The sequence below is a fragment of the Candidatus Competibacter phosphatis genome (genome assembly GCF_012939995.1).
GTDB classification, from domain to species: Bacteria; Pseudomonadota; Gammaproteobacteria; order Competibacterales; family Competibacteraceae; genus Competibacter; species Competibacter phosphatis.
In genome coordinates, this window is record NZ_SPMZ01000063.1 from 1 (window position 1) to 15,134 (window position 15,134).

17 protein-coding genes and 1 pseudogene are annotated in these 15,134 nt (G+C 64.0%); 10 read left to right on the forward strand and 8 right to left on the reverse strand.

What is annotated here, in order from left to right:
* Positions 1 to 330, forward strand: a 330-nt coding sequence (locus tag E4P82_RS17300) for a DUF4921 family protein (RefSeq protein ID WP_169250052.1), incomplete at its 5' end; no start/stop codon positions are given.
* A gap of 22 nt (positions 331 to 352) precedes the next feature.
* On the opposite strand, the pseudogene E4P82_RS17305 reads toward E4P82_RS17300, so the two are convergent.
* Positions 353 to 1,238, reverse strand: a pseudogene (locus E4P82_RS17305) (SHOCT domain-containing protein).
* 524 nt (positions 1,239 to 1,762) lie between these two features.
* Here E4P82_RS17305 and E4P82_RS17310 point away from each other — a divergent pair.
* Both E4P82_RS17310 and E4P82_RS17315 read left to right on the forward strand, forming a co-directional pair.
* Positions 1,763 to 2,008: a type II toxin-antitoxin system Phd/YefM family antitoxin gene (locus E4P82_RS17310; protein ID WP_169250053.1), complete on the forward strand. Its 246-nt coding sequence runs from the start codon at positions 1,763 to 1,765 to the stop codon at positions 2,006 to 2,008.
* Complete coding sequence (locus E4P82_RS17315; protein ID WP_169250054.1) at positions 2,005 to 2,391, forward strand: type II toxin-antitoxin system VapC family toxin; 387 nt, start codon at positions 2,005 to 2,007, stop codon at positions 2,389 to 2,391. The genes E4P82_RS17310 and E4P82_RS17315 overlap by 4 nt, the downstream gene beginning before the upstream one ends.
* 192 nt (positions 2,392 to 2,583) lie before the next feature.
* Here E4P82_RS17315 and E4P82_RS17320 read toward each other — a convergent pair whose 3' ends face one another.
* The gene (locus tag E4P82_RS17320; protein ID WP_169250055.1) at positions 2,584 to 2,874 is read right to left on the reverse strand and encodes a hypothetical protein; all 291 of its coding nucleotides are present in this window, start codon (positions 2,872 to 2,874) and stop codon (positions 2,584 to 2,586) included.
* 492 nt (positions 2,875 to 3,366) lie between these two features.
* Between E4P82_RS17320 and queC the strand changes: the two genes are divergently transcribed.
* From queC to queE, 3 genes are read left to right on the forward strand one after another with little or no spacing between them, the layout of a single operon-like run.
* A complete protein-coding gene (gene queC, locus E4P82_RS17325; RefSeq protein WP_211203196.1) occupies positions 3,367 to 4,050 on the forward strand; it encodes a 7-cyano-7-deazaguanine synthase QueC in 684 nt (227 codons plus the stop codon).
* Positions 4,047 to 5,141: a 6-carboxytetrahydropterin synthase gene (locus E4P82_RS17330; RefSeq protein ID WP_169250056.1), complete on the forward strand. Its 1,095-nt coding sequence runs from the start codon at positions 4,047 to 4,049 to the stop codon at positions 5,139 to 5,141. The genes queC and E4P82_RS17330 overlap by 4 nt, the downstream gene beginning before the upstream one ends.
* Before the next feature lie 10 nt (positions 5,142 to 5,151).
* Positions 5,152 to 5,796, forward strand: a complete 645-nt coding sequence (queE, locus tag E4P82_RS17335; RefSeq protein ID WP_169250057.1) for a 7-carboxy-7-deazaguanine synthase — start codon at positions 5,152 to 5,154, stop codon at positions 5,794 to 5,796.
* Positions 5,797 to 5,856: 60 nt separating this feature from the next.
* Here queE and E4P82_RS17340 read toward each other — a convergent pair whose 3' ends face one another.
* From E4P82_RS17340 to E4P82_RS17355, 4 genes are all read right to left on the reverse strand, one after another.
* Positions 5,857 to 7,125: a TFIIB-type zinc ribbon-containing protein gene (locus E4P82_RS17340; protein WP_211203197.1), complete on the reverse strand. Its 1,269-nt coding sequence runs from the start codon at positions 7,123 to 7,125 to the stop codon at positions 5,857 to 5,859.
* 24 nt (positions 7,126 to 7,149) lie between these two features.
* Entirely contained in the window at positions 7,150 to 7,989 is an 840-nt protein-coding gene (gene murI / locus E4P82_RS17345; protein WP_169250058.1) for a glutamate racemase, read from the reverse strand.
* Between the two features lie 356 nt (positions 7,990 to 8,345).
* Complete coding sequence (locus E4P82_RS17350; RefSeq protein WP_169250059.1) at positions 8,346 to 9,149, reverse strand: ABC transporter permease; 804 nt, start codon at positions 9,147 to 9,149, stop codon at positions 8,346 to 8,348.
* Positions 9,146 to 9,757 (reverse strand): ABC transporter ATP-binding protein, encoded by a 612-nt coding sequence (locus E4P82_RS17355; protein WP_169250060.1) that lies wholly within the window; start codon positions 9,755 to 9,757, stop codon positions 9,146 to 9,148. Before E4P82_RS17355 ends, E4P82_RS17350 begins: the two co-directional genes overlap by 4 nt.
* Positions 9,758 to 10,181: 424 nt before the next feature.
* On the opposite strand from E4P82_RS17355, the gene E4P82_RS17360 reads away from it, so the two are divergent.
* Positions 10,182 to 10,571, forward strand: coding sequence for a hotdog fold thioesterase (locus tag E4P82_RS17360; protein WP_169250061.1), 390 nt, complete (start codon positions 10,182 to 10,184; stop codon positions 10,569 to 10,571).
* A gap of 16 nt (positions 10,572 to 10,587) precedes the next feature.
* Here E4P82_RS17360 and E4P82_RS17365 read toward each other — a convergent pair whose 3' ends face one another.
* Positions 10,588 to 11,403: an ABC transporter permease gene (locus E4P82_RS17365; RefSeq protein ID WP_169250062.1), complete on the reverse strand. Its 816-nt coding sequence runs from the start codon at positions 11,401 to 11,403 to the stop codon at positions 10,588 to 10,590.
* Positions 11,400 to 12,341, reverse strand: a complete 942-nt coding sequence (locus E4P82_RS17370) for an ABC transporter ATP-binding protein (protein WP_169250063.1) — start codon at positions 12,339 to 12,341, stop codon at positions 11,400 to 11,402. Before E4P82_RS17370 ends, E4P82_RS17365 begins: the two co-directional genes overlap by 4 nt.
* A 301-nt stretch (positions 12,342 to 12,642) precedes the next feature.
* Here E4P82_RS17370 and E4P82_RS17375 point away from each other — a divergent pair, with 301 nt between their 5' ends.
* From E4P82_RS17375 to E4P82_RS17385, 3 genes are all read left to right on the forward strand, one after another.
* Positions 12,643 to 13,200: a sugar O-acetyltransferase gene (locus E4P82_RS17375; protein ID WP_169250064.1), complete on the forward strand. Its 558-nt coding sequence runs from the start codon at positions 12,643 to 12,645 to the stop codon at positions 13,198 to 13,200.
* Positions 13,201 to 13,286: 86 nt separating this feature from the next.
* Positions 13,287 to 13,856, forward strand: coding sequence for a GNAT family N-acetyltransferase (locus E4P82_RS17380; protein WP_169250065.1), 570 nt, complete (start codon positions 13,287 to 13,289; stop codon positions 13,854 to 13,856).
* Between the two features lie 74 nt (positions 13,857 to 13,930).
* On the forward strand, positions 13,931 to 15,058 hold the full coding sequence (locus tag E4P82_RS17385) for an NAD(P)/FAD-dependent oxidoreductase (RefSeq protein ID WP_169250066.1): 1,128 nt from the start codon (positions 13,931 to 13,933) through the stop codon (positions 15,056 to 15,058).
* Positions 15,059 to 15,134: the final 76 nt, after the last annotated feature.

The following is a 15,134-nucleotide window of genomic DNA, read 5'->3' on the forward strand; positions in this document are numbered from 1 at the left end:
CCCTGCAACGAGGAGTGGTATTACAAGCCGCCCGACGTGGATGTGCCCATGCCGTGGCGGGTGCTGATCAAGTGGCGGGTATCGACCCCGGCCGGTTTCGAGGGCGGCACCAAGATCTACGTCAACACCATCGACCCGGAAACCCTGCGCGATCGAGTGGTGCCGCGCTTGTTCCAACTCAAGAACGAGGGCCGGATCGCGCCGATGAAGATCGCCTTCGAGTGCGATTGCGTGCCCAACTGCCTGCGCTACAACCCCGCCGTGCGCCGCCAAGAGTCCGCCCATCCCGAATTCCCGCCGCTGACGAATGGCCCGTCTCGGGAGGGTTGACCGCGCCGGATGCAGAGCTGTATCAGAGCCGGCTAAGTAGCTCCGTCTTCTTGGCCGCGAACTCCTCGTCGCTGAGAATCCCCTTGGCGCGCAGCTCGGCGAGACGTTCGATGAGAGCAAAGAGATCGTCCTGGCCTCGGCTCGGCAGCACCGGGTTGTTGTCGGACGGCGCGGGCGGCGGCGCCCATTCGGCTGGAGCTTCCGGTGGAGGAGAGCCATCGACCGATACGACTGGCAGGCTCGCGACCTCCACCAGCCCGTACTGGCTGGAGAAGGTCAGCGATCCGCCGTAGCCCTGCTGCTGCGAGAACCCGCCGATCTGATGATCCAGCGTATCGTAGATCGTCACTCGGCCGCCGACTTCAATGGCTAACCGTCGTGCCTGAGCAAAATAGGCGTAGCGCACTCCATTCTGGGCACCGGTGCTGTTCGGCCAACGCAGACTGCTACCCCACCAGTCGCCGGCCGCGTCGGCGGCGGGGGGGCACGAACAGGCTGACCGGCCCGACCGGTCCGGCGCCGTTCTGTTGTTGCTGGCCACCGCCGCTGTTTTGCTGTTGGCTACCACCATAACTGGCTTGCTGCTGGCCAGGGCCGCCGCTTTGACTTTGCGACTGGAAGCTGCCGCTCTGTATCAGGCCAGGCTGCTGGGCAATCAGGTTGGAGAGTTCGCTGCACAAACCATCGACTCGGCTTTTCAGAGCATGGTTGAACAGATCCGACACCATGGTCATGCCGCCCGACATCCATTGGCCGGAGCCGCCGAATTCGGGGTGGTTGAACTGCGCCATGCTGCCGTTACCGTGGATCACGGCTTCGAGCATGCAGTGGACGGCCGCTGGACTGAAGCCGTGCCGTTGGGCCAGATCGTGAATCGCCTGCTGGCCGGCGGGGGAAAGAGGTCGCATGAGGATGGATGCTCGTCAGGAGGAAGTAGTGGGATGCTGTCCGAAATGCGCCGCTCAGGTCAAGTCACGCTGACTCGACCGACTCCATTCGACGGGCAACCCGTTTCATTCGGATTCGACGGTTTTCCCCAAGCGAAAGCTGTGCAACCTTGACGCAAAGATGAATAGGGCGTGTTCTCGGAAACGGCGAGTGGATTCCACCCTTTTCCAGCCGGAGCCGAATATCGTGCTATTTTCCCGAGATGAGTCAATTTGTTGGATGTGCCCGCCGTCCCGCCGCTACGAGAGGCGGGTGTTACCGCCACGGCATGGTGACTCTGCTGGTTGAAGCCGTGGACGACGGGCATCTGGCTCAGAATCCTGCCATGGCTTCACTTCCCAGGCGCGGGCGTAGCGCAGTTGCGGGATGTCGCCCCGGTAGATCGTCGGAGCATAGGTGTCCACGCGATCAAGCCTTCCAGCGAATGGCGGCGCTTTCCTGTAAAGACTAAACTATGATGATCTAGTCTACTGGAGTCCGCGCGATGCAGACCGTCAACATCCACGAAGCCAAGACGCATTTGTCTCGACTCATCGAGCAGGCGGCCAGAGGCGAGCCCTTCGTGATCGCGAAGGCCGGCAAGCCGCTGGTCAAGGTCATGGCGTTGCATGCACCCGAGGCCGGGCAACAGCGGCGTTTGGGCTTTATGGCCGGGCAAATCGCCGTGCCCGAGGATTTCGACCGGATGGGGAGCACCGAGATCGAGCGGCTGTTCGGTGATGAGGCGTGAAGTTGCTGCTGGATACGCATCTGCTGCTGTGGGCGGCGGGAGCGCCGGACCGCTTATCGGCGGAGGCGCATGCCTTGATCGGTGCACCGGAAAATGAGTTGTTTTTCAGCGCGGCCAGCGTGTGGGAAATCGCCATCAAGGGCGGGCTGGGCCGCAAGGATTTTCAGGTGAATCCCCGCCTGCTGCGCCGAGGGCTATTGGATAACGGCTATCTTGAGTTGCCCGTCGGCAGCGAACATGCCGTTGCCATCGATGGCTTGCCTTCCCTCCATAAAGATCCTTTCGACCGCCTTCTGATCGCGCAAGCACTGGTTGAAGGCATCACCTTGCTGACCGCCGATGCCTGGGTGGCTCAATACCCCGGTCCGGTGCGAAAAGTGTGACGTATCGCGCGTTCTCCAGAACAACGGGTGGACTTCACCCGACTCGCGCAAGCTATGGCCAGGATGGCGGCCGGAGCCGAATACCTTATATTTCAAGATATTAATCAATTTGTTGGGTGACTGCCGTCCCGACGCCACGACCCTTTGCGGGGGTGGCGACGATTCGGGGCGGCTCCACCGGATCCGTGAATCTCAGCAGCTCACGCCCGAATTGCTGTTCTGGAAACCGAAGCGCGGGTTCAGCTCGCAGTTCGTGCCCAATGCCATCGAATCGCCGCCGCTACGAGAGGAGGGCGTTACCGCCACGGCGTGGTGGCTCTGCTGGTTGAAGCCGTGGACGACCGGCACTTGGCTCGGATCCTGCCAAGCCGCGCGGGCGGGGGTGGTGTCAATCGTCGGCCCCTGGTCGTTGAAACCGGCGTGAGCCACCCCGGACAGGCCGATGGTCAGGGCAAAGCTGGTGATGGCGATGAAAGTTTTCATGGTCGATGCTCCTTTGCGGTGTTTGGGTTGAAAGTGGCCGCATGGTCAGCGGCTGTAATCCTACTTACGCGGCACGACGCGATTTGGATTCATCACCGCCGACTTTTTTTGGGAGCGGGCCGTCCAAAGCAAGGTAAGCTGTGGTCTACAAGACGCGAAAAACAGAGCTGCCACTTCCAGCCCCGCACCGATGGAACCCCGCTCCAACCGAACGCTGGGGAAATCAAAACTCACGCAAGATCACGAGGAGAAAAAGTCATGAGTAAAGGCACCGACGCCAAGAAAGAAACCAAGAAGAAACCGACCAAAACTCCGAAAGAGAAAAAAGCCGAAAAGAAATCCAAGAAAGACGCCAAGAGTTCCCTGAGTTGAGCCCAACCACCATCGCAACGGCGTTTATCCGCCTCGCTGTCCTTGCCGCCCGATCGCGGCGCCAACATCCCGACAACCCTGAACCTTGACCGGGCACCCTCGCGCGGAGAAATACCGTCCATGAACCCCGCCCTCGTCGTCCTGTCCGGCGGGCAGGACTCCACCACCTGCCTGTACTGGGCATTGAACCGATTCGGCGCCGGTCAGGTCGAGGCCATCACCTTCGACTATGGCCAGCGCCATCGGATCGAACTGGACTGCGCCGCACGGATCGCCGCCCGGGCCGGCGTCCCGCACGTCGTGCTGCCGATCGACACCTTCGCCGCCCTGGGCGGCAGCGCTCTGACCGATCCCGGCATCGCGGTGCAAGCCGGCGTGGACGCCCAGACCCAATTGCCCGCCACCTTCGTGCCGGGGCGCAATCTGATCTTCCTGACCTTTGCCGCCGCTTTCGCCTATCCACGCGGGATTCACGATCTGGTCACTGGCGTGGCCCAAACCGACTACAGCGGCTATCCCGACTGCCGGCAGACCACGCTCCAGGTGTTAGAGCAGGCCATCCGGCTGGGGATGGAATACGAGATCACCATCCACACTCCACTGATGTTCAAATCCAAGGCGGAAACGGTGTGGATGGCCCGCGACCTCGGCGTCTTGCCGGCACTGGCCGACAGCCACACTTGTTACAATGGCCTGCAACCCCCCTGCGGGGTCTGTCCGGCCTGTCAACTGCGCGCCAAGGGGTTCGCCGAGGCCGGTATTCCCGATCCCCTGCTGGAACGGTTCCGGGAACCGGCACCGTGAACGCCCGGCTGTACTTCACGGCGGCCGCCCCCTTCGAAGCGGCCAGGCAGGTCGATATCCTGCCGGCGGGCCACCGCGCCCGCCGCCTGCACGGACACAGCTTCCTGGCGCGGGTCCGGGCTGAATTCCCCCCGGCGGTGGCGTCGTTTCCAGGGGCCGAAAGCGATGTGCTGGCCGAGCGGCTGCGAGCGGCGGTGGCGCCGCTGGATTACGCCCTCCTCAACGAGCATCTGCCGACGCCGACCGACGAAAATCTGGTCCGCTGGCTGCGGGCGCGACTGGACCTGCCCGGCCTCGCCAGCGTCGGCATCCACAGCACCCGCGATCGCGGCGTCGATCTGGACGATCGCGACCACGCCCACCTCTGGCGGCGCTTCCGCTTCGAGGCCGCCCACCAGTTGCCCCACGTTCCGCCCGGCCATCCTTGCGGGCGAATGCACGGTCACGGTTTCGAGGTCATCCTGCACGCCGATCAGGATCTGGGCGACCGCGATCTTGGGGTGGACTACGACCGGATCGACGCGCTGTGGGCGCCGCTGTACGCCGAACTGCACCATGCCTGTCTCAACGAACTGCCCGGCCTGGACAACCCGACCAGCGAACGGCTGGCTGGCTGGCTGTGGGAGCGCCTGCGACCACAACTCCCGCCGTTGTCCTGGGTTACGGTCTATGAAACCGCCACCGCCGGTTGCCATTACGACGGTCGGCATTACCGTATCTGGAAGGAGCGAACCTTCGATAGCGCTCTGCGCCTGCGGCGGGCGCCGGCGGACGATCCGCGCCGCCGGTTGCACGGACACAGCTATCGGATCCGCTTGCACCTGACCGCGCCGCTGGACGAGGTCCGGGGTTGGACGGTCGATTACGGCGAAGTGAAAGCCCGGTTCGAGCCGATTTACCGAGCACTCGACCATCACCGGCTGGATGAATTACCGGGACTGGACGATGCCGATCCGGCCGGCCTGCTGCGGTGGATCAAAGCCGTGCTGGCCGATTGCGGGCTACCCCTGGATCGCATCGACCTGGAGCAAACCCCCGGCTGCGGCGCGCTGCTGTGCTGGGGAGAGGAGGGACCGGCATTGCCGGTCTGACCGTCCGCGCATGGCCTACACGGTCAAGGAGTTGTTCTACACCTTGCAGGGTGAAGGCGCCCACAGCGGCCGGCCAGCGGTGTTCTGTCGGTTTACCGGCTGCAACTTGTGGAGTGGCCGGGAAGCGGATCGGGCGAAGGCCGTTTGCCGGTTCTGCGACACCGATTTCATCGGCACCGACGGGCCGGGTGGGGGAAAATTCGCCACGCCAGACGCGCTGGCCGCCGCCGTCGCCGCTCGTTGGCCCGCCGAGGCGCCGCGAGCCCGGCCTTACGTGGTCTGCACCGGCGGCGAGCCGCTGCTGCAATTGGACGAACCGCTGATTGCCGCCCTGCACGCCCGAGGCTTCGAGGTGGCGGTGGAGACCAACGGCACCTTGACGGCCCCGTCCAGCCTGGACTGGATCTGCGTCAGCCCCAAAGCCGATGCAGCCTTGAGACTCGTTCAGGGCGATGAATTGAAATTAGTGTATCCCCAGTCCGAACCCGAAGCGCAACCGGCGTGTTTCGTGGATTTGGCGTTCCGGTATTTCTTCCTGCAACCGCTAGATGGTCCCGACCGGAACGCTCATACCCAAGCCGCCATCGCCTATTGCCTGGCCCATCCGCAGTGGCGGTTGAGCCTGCAAACCCATAAGGTGCTGGGGATTCCCTGAGCGGTCGAGGTGGGGCGGCGAACGCGGCGCCCCATGCCGACGGTGTTTCCCGCAAAACCCTCACCCGACCGGTCGAGCGACAGGCGGTCGTCCCACCAGCGCCACCGGCGACCCGCAAACCGCGTCGACGGCGTTCCCGCCGCACTCGCGCGGACTGGCGCCGAATCGTGGCCGATAGTCGAATTGTGGTCGACTCCGAGCGCCTTCCTCGTAATGTTGCCAGACCGCGATGCCGCCGCCGAGCAGCAGCAACCCCAACAAGACGGCGAAGGCGATCTTCCAGGGACTGTAGGGCCGCTCGCCCTGCACCTCGCCGCTGCGACCGTTGACCACGAAGCGGTAGACCCGGTCGCGAAAACGGAAGGCCGACATCCACACCGGCAGCAGGATGTGCTTGAAGCGAATCTCGCCGTAGCGGGTATCGGCGGCGTGGATGCGCTGATGGTCGCCGCCAATGTCACGTTGGATGTCGCGCTGGATGGTGGGCGCCATGATCTCGCGCGCACGTTCGAAACCCTGGTCCAGCTCCACCTGATACATCTCGCTGCGAAACCCGCTGAGATACTCCTCCCGGTAGGGTAACAGTTGGGCCAGATCCCAGGGCTCCAAACGTTCGGTGACTACGCGCGGCAACGAGCGGCTGGCCAGCACCAGCACGTCGTCGAAAAACCGGGAGACCACGCCCGCCGCCGGGCTCCAGCGGACCTTGGTCACCAGGCGCGTACGCACGACCTCCTGGCCGTTCTCTATGGCGCGGTAGCTCTCCTGAACCTGATAGTTGTCGCCGCGCTCGCCCTGGTAGCGGGTGGTGGTGTCGGTGTCATAGGTCCAGTAGGGCACGTACATGCCGGTCAGGCGGGCATCGCTGCGGGCGTAATCCTTGAGCTTGCCGGGCGCGAACCATAGACCTTTGAGCCATTGACGAAATGCGGCGCGGGCCTGATCGCGCCCGATCTTGAACGGCAACAGCGCCTGGATCTGCAACTCGCGATGTCGCCCAGTTTTCGCCACCACCGGCGCGTCGCAAAACGGGCATTCCCCGGCGTGCACGGCGGCATCGAAACTGTAGGAGGCTCCGCAGGAATCGCAGTGGACGGAAACGCTTTCTCGAACGGTCGTGGTATTGGCCAGATCGCGCAGCGTTTGCCGAAAATCCTGTTCCTCGATGGTCGCGGGGGCAACGGCGATGCGATTTTCATGGCCGCAGTAGGTGCAGCGCTGCACCTCGGTGCCGGGGGCGTATTCGAGCGACGCGCCGCACTGCGTGCATGGAAAGCGCCGAGGATCCGAGTTGCTGTCGGCCAGGGGAAGGCCGGATTCCTGCTGCATGGCGGAAGGCTCCTTCGAAAAGTCTCAAATTTCAGGTCTTAAGCGTTCCAAGGTGTCGTGGCGCACCTGCTCGGGCAGCGTTTCGAGCTTGACCGGATGTTCCAGCAAGCGGGCCATCAACGCGGCGGTCGGTTCGGGCGGACCGCTGGTGAAGTATCGCACGCCGCCGGTCGCGGGCTCTCCGGTCAACAGGCTTCCGGTTTCCAGCCGGCGGCGCAATTGCCGAGCCACCGCCGGACTGGGGTCGAGAATGGCGACCGTCGGGCCGGCCAGCCGCTGGATCGCCGGGATCAGGAACGGGTAATGGGTGCAACCCAGCACCAGGGTATCGACGCCCTCGGCCAGCAGCGGTTGCAGGTAACGCGCCAGCAGCATCTGGCAACGCGGACCGTGCAGGTCGCCTCGTTCCACGCAATCGGCCAGCCCTGGACAGGGCTGCACGATCACTCGCGCCCGCTGGCCGTGCTGGTCGAGCAGAGCGGCGAACTTGTCGCTGCGGACGGTGTTGCCGGTGGCCAGAATGCCGACCACGCCAGATCGGGTCGCGGCCACGGCCGGCTTGAGCGCGGGTTCGATGCCAACGATCGGAATGGAAAAACAGGCGCGCAGCCGAGCGATGGCCGCCGCCGTGGCGGTGTTGCAGGCCACCACCACCGCCTTGGCCTGCTGTTCCAGCAGGAATTCGGTGATGGCGAGCGACCGACGCACGATGAAATCGACCGGCTTGCCACCATAGGGCGCATGGCCCGAGTCCGCTACGTACAATAACGATTCCCGTGGCAAAACGGCGCGGATGTGCTGAAGCACTGACAGCCCGCCCACCCCGGAATCGAACATCCCGATGGGATTGTTGTTGTTCGTCATCCCTTCATTAGATCCGTCCGACCGGGGCGTTGTCCGGAAAACCCGCGCTCAGGTCGCGCATTGGAAAAGCATCGTATTGCCCCAACCCGTTCTGGTGAGTTGAAGCGGCCTGACCGCACTCAAAACCGCCGCGAGTGACGCCGGGGCAGGGAGAGCGGCGGTTTGCAAGGATGTTGCGCGGCCAATCCTGCTTGGCAAGCACCCGGCGACCCGGGCGCAATACTACCTGGAATGGTTGCGGGAGCCCATGGACGCTTTGCCGGATCTTCCGCCCGTTCGCCTTGTCCGGCCCGCTGCACTTCGACGAATCCACGGGGCGACGCGGCGGGCATTGGGCAACCTTGTCGCCGGCCCGCTTATCGACGAGCCGCGGTTAGCCGATCCAGACGTAGGCGCTGACGATCGTCGAACAGGCGTCGCGAACCGATCCAGACCGCCGCCATCGCTCCCAGTCCGGTACCGGCGGAGATCAAAAACAGGATGAGAAGTTGGTATTTGGCCGCTTCCAGGGGAGGGCTGCCGGCCAGGATCTGACCGGTCATCATTCCAGGCAAACTCACCAGGCCGGCTGCGGCCATGGCGTTGACGATGGGAATGAGCCCGGAACGCAACGCCTCGCGGCGCAGATCGGCGATGGCTTCCTCCCAGGTCGCCCCCAGCAGCAAGCGGGCTTCGATGCAACCCCGAGCATCCCAGGCTTGGCGGGTCAGTTGGTCCAGGGCGATGGCTACTCCACTCATGGTGTTGCCCAGCAGCATACCCAGCAGGGGGATCAGGTACCGCGGCTGATACCAGGGCTCAACCTGGATAATCACCAGCAGCGCCAGCAAAGTGACGCTGAAGGACGACAGAAACAGGGAGAAGGTGCCGATACCATAGCCCCAAGGTCCGGTGTAGCGGCGTTTCTGCCGACTTTGCACTTCCCAACCCGCCGCCGACCACATGACCAGGACGATGAGCCCGATCAGCACCGGGTTAGCCTGGGCAAACAGTTGCTTCAAGACCAGACCGACGAGCATCAATTGCACCGTACCGCGCAGCGCGGCGACCAGTATCCGCCGCTCGACACCCAGGCACAGCCGCCAGGACAGAGCGGCCAACACCACCACCAGACCGGCGGCCAGGATCAGGTCCCAGACACTCAAGGCGATCAGGTTCATGGCTCGGGCTCCAGCCGGTTCTCGCGAATGACCAGCCGCCGTCCACCCAGGCGAACCCGTTGCTCGGGATCGTGGCTCACCCACAGCATCGCGGTGGCGTGAGCGGCGCGATAATCCTCCAGCATCGTCTCCACCCGCTCCCGGTTGACCGAGTCCAGGTTGGCGGTGGCTTCGTCCAGCAATAGGGCTTGAGGCTGGTTCAGCAGCAGACGCGCCAGCGCCAGACGCTGGCGTTCGCCGGTGGACAGCCGAGTAATGGCCCAATTGCTCACGTCGACATCGAAGCCCAGGGCGACAAGCAAGGCTTCGATGGGAGAACCGGCGGTCGGCGCCCGCCAATGCTCGCCGACGGTTTCCGCCCACCAATGGCTCTCTGCGGGCAACAAACCCACCCGGCGGCGCCATTCCGGCGGCGTCAAGCGAGAGCGGGGCAGCTCATCGAGCCAGACCTCGCCGCGATGCGGGTCCAGATCGGCGACGGCGCGCAGCAACAGGCTCTTGCCCGAGCCCGATGCGCCGGACAGAAAGAGTCTCTCGCCCGCCACCAGGGTCAGATCGACCTCCCGCAGCAGCGCGGTGGATAAGCCGTCCAGGCGCAGCCCCGCCATCAGCGCTCCCGGAGAACCCGACCGCTTCGGAAAGCGCGGCAGGCCGTCTCCCGCAACGAATTCGGTGGTTTATCGTCCGGGCACGGCCGGAGTCGCCACACCGCATCCGCCGACGGGCGCGAGCCGTTGACGACCAGGTGTTGAGCGAAAGTGGATTCCCGGAGTTGGGTGAGGCATGGCGGGGCATGGCCTTGCATCGGGCGTTCCTTGAAGGCTGAATCAATCCTCGCCCGATGATAGATGATAGTCCTCACCAACGGGTTGAAATCGAGGTGCTCGGACTTATCGCCCTTCGAACTCTTCGGTAACATGGTTCCGGGTCGGAAGATTCAGTTTGACACAGGTCATTACAAGCTCTCGATGGCAAGCGTAACGCAGCCGTCGGACGCCCGCTTTTTCGAACGTTGCGCAAGGGTAAAATCGTATGCTGGACCCCTTCATGATCACGCTCGGCCTGCAAGGCGAGGTGCCCAGGCCCGGACAGGCGCGGGTGTGGGGCACCATCCGGCCGGAGTTTCTCAACAGTTGGGGCTCGGCGCACGGCGGCTTTCTGTACGCCGTCGCCGATGCCGCCTTCGCCCTGGCGTCCAATTCGCACGGAACCCTGGCGGTGGCGCTCGCCGCCCACATGGAGTATCTGCAAGCCAGTCAAGCCGGGGCGGAAGTCGAGGCGCTGGCCACCGAGGCTCACCTGGGACGACGCACGGCGGTCTATCGGGTCGAGGTACGCAGCGGATCGACGCTGCTGGCGCTCTTCACCGGAACGGTCTACCGGCGGATCGGACAGGACAGTTCGCTGTCGGCCGACCGGTAATGGCAACGCTGAAACCTCAACCTTCTCCCAACACCCGGCGTCGCAACAGCCGCTCGTCGACGGGTATCAGGATCAGAATCATCAACAAAAACAGACCACAGGCGGCCACCAAGTGGTGGTTCGGTTCGCCGGCCAGCAGCAAGAGGCGAATCCCTTCCGCCAAGTGGTGCAAGGGATTCAGGACCAGCCAAGCCTGCGTCCAGGGGGAGTCGCCCTCCAGCGGGAAGTAGGTACTGCTGGTGAACCCCAGCGGCATGATCACCAGGAAAAAGGGAATATTCATGTGGTCGATGCTGGGCACGAGCGCCGTGAACAATAGCCCCAGCGTGGCGAAAGCCAGGGCAGCGAGAAACAGTAGGGGAAGAACCAGGAAGGCGCTGGCCCAGTGCAGTTGCAACCAACCGGTCACGGAGAACCCCGCCAGTACCAAGGTCACGATCAGGGCGTAGACCGTTCCCAGGGTGGCGGCCCACAACACTTCGCCCCAGACGACGTGTTCCAAACGCAGCTGGGTGACGAGCTGCCCTTCCCAGGTTTTCTGGTAATGCATGCGGATGTAGGCCGCGAACAGGGCCTGAAAGAACGCCGTCATGAACGCGGTATAGGCCAACATGCCGGGCGCCAGATAGGCCAGATAGGAGACGGGCCGGCCGCGCCAGGCGAACTCCGGGATGAAACCACCCAATCCCACCCCGAACGCCAGCAACAGAATGATCGGTTCCAGCAGGGGCGGCAGCGCGGCCGTATGCCAGTTGCGCCGGTACACGGTCAGGTGTCGACCCAGAACGGCGCGGCTCTGCCACTGAAAAGCGGCGCGGTAGGAGGGGATCATGATGGTTCGGCCAGTTTCAGGAACAGGTCGTCCAGGGTAGGGGGGCGGACCTCGAAGCGCAGATCGCCAAACCGGGTGCTGAATTGGGCCAGACCCGGCCCATCCAGAGCGAGGTGCAAGCTGGAAAGTACCCGGGTGGGTTCCGGCAGGCCCGCCTGCCGTACCCAGTCGCGGACCACCGACACCGCTGGATCGCGGGCGTCCAGCACCAGCATGTGCTCACCGATCAGGTTGCCCAGCACCGCTCGGGAGTGCCCGGCCGCCACGACACGGCCCTCGCGCAAAATCAGCAATTCGTCGGACAGGCGCTCAGCTTCGTCCATGTAATGGGTGGTCAGGACGATACCCAACCCTTCACGCCGGAGGGTGTCGATCAATTCCCAGACCTCCAGGCGCGCTTGCGGGTCCAGCCCCGTGGTGGGTTCGTCCAGGAACAACAGCCGAGGTTCATGGACCAGGGCGCGGGCCAGCATGAGTCGGCGCCGGTAGCCGCCCGAGAGGATGTCGGGTTTGGCATTCGCATAGCGGTCCAGCCCGAAACGCTCAAGCAAGGCGGTAACCCGCGCTTTCACGGCGGGCGGGCGAGGGCGGAAGTAGCGGCTCATTTGCTCCAAGTTGCCGCGCACCGTGAAATCGGTGTCGAAGGTGTCGTCCTGAGTGCAGACCCCCACCCACCGGGCGGCCGCCTCGGGATCGGTGTGTCGGTCGACCCCCGCCACGCGGATCGTGCCGGCATCGGGTTGAAGGAACCCGTAGCACAGCCGCAGAGTCGTGGTTTTGCCGGCCCCATTGGCGCCCAGCAGGCCCAGCACCTGACCGGCCCGACAGCGCAAGTCCACCCCATCGACCACGCGGCGATTGGCAAACTGTTTGACGAGTCCGCACGCCAGCAGGACCGGTTCGTTCTGGGCGTTCGGATGAGCCGCAAGCGTCGGCATGGTGAAAGATCTCTCCTCTGGAGGTGAAGCCTCTTCGACAGGCACCGGACACGGAAAACTCCCCACGCGCCACGGGAACGACACTCTATCCGCCGTCCAAGTCGGACTCAAGCTGGCGGGTGGTGCATGAAATGCTTTGGTCGGCGAACCCTTGCGATCAAAATAGGATGGATTCCCGTGAGATGCGATTACCGCGCGGACCCGACCGGCAAATCGCTTGGGTCCAAGCCAAAAAATAAGGTGTGAATATCGCTCGCCATGATATCGCGCCCGACCCGACAACTCTGCCCACGGAGACCTCATGCCGCCGTCCGAACGCGAAAAAATGCTGGCCGACCAACCCTATCGTTCCTCGGACCCGGAACTGGTCCAGGCTCGACAACGGGCGCGACTGCTGACCGCGCGCTTCAACGCCAGCTCGCCGCTCGACCCCGAGCAACGCCACGCCATCCTCCGGGAATTGCTCGGCGGAGTGGGCACGGGGGTGTGGATCGAGCCGCCGTTCCAATGCGACTACGGTGCCAACATCCATCTGGGGCGGGGCGTTTATCTCAATTTCAACTGCGTGATTCTGGACTGCAATCGGGTCGAGGTGGGCGCGAATTGCAAGTTCGGCCCCGGAGTGCAAATCTACACCGCCTATCATCCGCTTGATCCCACGGAGCGCGCCAGCGGTCTGGAAATGGCCGCGCCGATTCGGATCGGTGAAAACGCCTGGATCGGCGGCGGCGTCATCATCGGGCCAGGCATCGAGATCGGCGCCGATACCGTCGTCGGCGCGGGCAGCGTGGTGACGCGCGACCTGCCGGCGCGGGTGGTGGCGGTCGGTAACCCCTGCCGGGTGATCCGCGAGTTATGAGCGGCGACTCCCCCATGGGCTCCCTTCACTGTTGACGATCCGCGCCCAACGGATCGGTCGACCCACTCAGGAGTTGCCTCAATCTCATGAACCTCCTCGCCTCGATTTGGGAAACGAACCATTGCCGGTTCGTGGAAGCCCGCGAACACGACTTGCCGGCGGTGGCCTCCATCCTGGCCGAGAACCAGGCGGTGTTCCGGCTGCTGGGGCCGGAACGAGACCTGGAGCATCGGGCCTTGAGCGTGCTGCGCCACGACACGCTGCCGCCCAACGGTCATTCGGCGCATGAACGCAGCTTCTTGGTCCGACACCGGAGCGACGACGAGCTGCAGGGGCTGCTGAGCGTTCATCGCGGCCATCCCGAAACGCTCTGCGTCGACCATTTGTTCCTACGTCCACGCTGGCAACGGCGAGGCGTGGGCCGAGAGATCGTCGAGGAACTCGAACGGCGGGCCGCCCGAACCGGTTATCGGGAAATCCGGGTCGCGGTCGGATTGCGAAACTGGCCGGCACTGCGTTTCTGGGTGGCCCTGCGCTACGACCGCATCGCCAAGATCGTGGGGGACCTCGAAGATCGGGAACAAGCCTACGCGGACATCGAACTCGCCAAATCCCTGCCCGACCCCGACGCGCCCGCTGAAAACGCTGACGTTTGAAGCTGCGATTTGTCATGGGGCGAGACCAACCAAAGTAGGATAATGGGTTGTTGCCCCATCGCCAGAGAATCCCCATGCACCGTATTGCCATCATCGGCGCCGGCTTCGCCGCCCTGACCGCCGCCCAGCGAATCCGCGCGCTGGTCCCCACCGCCGATATCACCCTGGTCGCACCGCATCCGGAATTCGTGTTCTATCCCAGCCTGATCTGGATTCCGAGCGGACTGCGGAAAGGCGCGGATTTACGCCTCGACCTACACGCCTTTCTGGCGCGCCACAAGCTCAATTTCCATCAGGGTGTCGTCACCGGATTGGCCGATGGCGGCCGGCGGGTGCTGACCGATACCGGATCGATCGATAATGATGGATTGATCATTGGTTCCGGGGGCCGTTTCCTGCGGCGTTTGCCGGGCATCGAACACGCGCTGATTCCTTGCGCCAGCATCGAAGTGGCCGAAACGATCCGCGATCGCTTGAACGCGCTGGACGGCGGAACGATTGCCATCGGTTTTGCCAGCAATCCCAAGGAGCCGTCGGCCATGCGCGGTGGCCCGATGTTCGAATTCCTGTTTGGCATCGACAAGCTGCTGCGGCGTCAGGGCCGGCGCGATCGCATCGAGTTGGTGTTTTTCAGTCCGTCCGATCGTCCGGGGCAACGGATGGGGCCGCCGGCGGTCGATCGTCTGTTGCGGATGATGAGCGAGCTAGATATCGAAACCCGGCTCGGTCATAAAATGATTCGCTTCGAGGCCAATCAGGTGGTGACGGAAGGAGGGGCCTTCGATGCCGACTTGATCCTGTTCATGCCCGGCATGACCGGTCCGGCCTGGCTGGACGATACCGATTTGCCGAAATCGCCGGGCGGGCTGATTCAGGTCGACGCGCAATGCCGGGTGCCGGGCTGGGAACGGGTTTACGTGGCTGGCGACTCCGGCAGTTTTCCGGGGCCGGATTGGATGCCCAAGCAGGCCCACATCGCCGACCTGCAAGCGCGAGCCGCCGCCGCCAACTTGCTGGCCGAATTGGACGGCAAGTCGGCGACCGCGACCTTCAAGACCGAATTGATCTGCATCGTGGACATGCTGGATCGCGGGATGCTGGTCTGGCGCACGCCGGAGCGGCTGTTCACTCTGCCGCCGTCCTGGTTCGGTCACCAGGCCAAGCGCTTCTACGAGTGGTGGTATCTGCGACAGTACCGTTGAGAACGATCATCGCCGCTCACTCGGCAATGCCAACCGCCTCGGCGGCATCCAAGACCTTCTCGTCAGGTTTTTTGCC

What these genes read in the sequence shown, in the direction of transcription:
- E4P82_RS17340 (WP_211203197.1), bottom strand. Translation starts at nt 7,125, where the DNA reads ATGCAGCAGGAATCCGGCCTTCCCCTGGCCGACAGCAACTCGGATCCT.
- E4P82_RS17310 (WP_169250053.1), top strand. Translation starts at nt 1,763, where the DNA reads ATGCAGACCGTCAACATCCACGAAGCCAAGACGCATTTGTCTCGACTC.
- E4P82_RS17320 (WP_169250055.1), bottom strand. Translation starts at nt 2,874, where the DNA reads ATGAAAACTTTCATCGCCATCACCAGCTTTGCCCTGACCATCGGCCTG.
- E4P82_RS17380 (WP_169250065.1), top strand. Translation starts at nt 13,287, where the DNA reads ATGAACCTCCTCGCCTCGATTTGGGAAACGAACCATTGCCGGTTCGTG.
- murI (WP_169250058.1), bottom strand. Translation starts at nt 7,989, where the DNA reads ATGACGAACAACAACAATCCCATCGGGATGTTCGATTCCGGGGTGGGC.
- E4P82_RS17355 (WP_169250060.1), bottom strand. Translation starts at nt 9,757, where the DNA reads ATGGCGGGGCTGCGCCTGGACGGCTTATCCACCGCGCTGCTGCGGGAG.
- E4P82_RS17365 (WP_169250062.1), bottom strand. Translation starts at nt 11,403, where the DNA reads ATGATCCCCTCCTACCGCGCCGCTTTTCAGTGGCAGAGCCGCGCCGTT.
- E4P82_RS17385 (WP_169250066.1), top strand. Translation starts at nt 13,931, where the DNA reads ATGCACCGTATTGCCATCATCGGCGCCGGCTTCGCCGCCCTGACCGCC.
- E4P82_RS17370 (WP_169250063.1), bottom strand. Translation starts at nt 12,341, where the DNA reads ATGCCGACGCTTGCGGCTCATCCGAACGCCCAGAACGAACCGGTCCTG.
- E4P82_RS17360 (WP_169250061.1), top strand. Translation starts at nt 10,182, where the DNA reads ATGCTGGACCCCTTCATGATCACGCTCGGCCTGCAAGGCGAGGTGCCC.
- queC (WP_211203196.1), top strand. Translation starts at nt 3,367, where the DNA reads ATGAACCCCGCCCTCGTCGTCCTGTCCGGCGGGCAGGACTCCACCACC.
- E4P82_RS17375 (WP_169250064.1), top strand. Translation starts at nt 12,643, where the DNA reads ATGCCGCCGTCCGAACGCGAAAAAATGCTGGCCGACCAACCCTATCGT.
- queE (WP_169250057.1), top strand. Translation starts at nt 5,152, where the DNA reads ATGGCCTACACGGTCAAGGAGTTGTTCTACACCTTGCAGGGTGAAGGC.
- E4P82_RS17350 (WP_169250059.1), bottom strand. Translation starts at nt 9,149, where the DNA reads ATGAACCTGATCGCCTTGAGTGTCTGGGACCTGATCCTGGCCGCCGGT.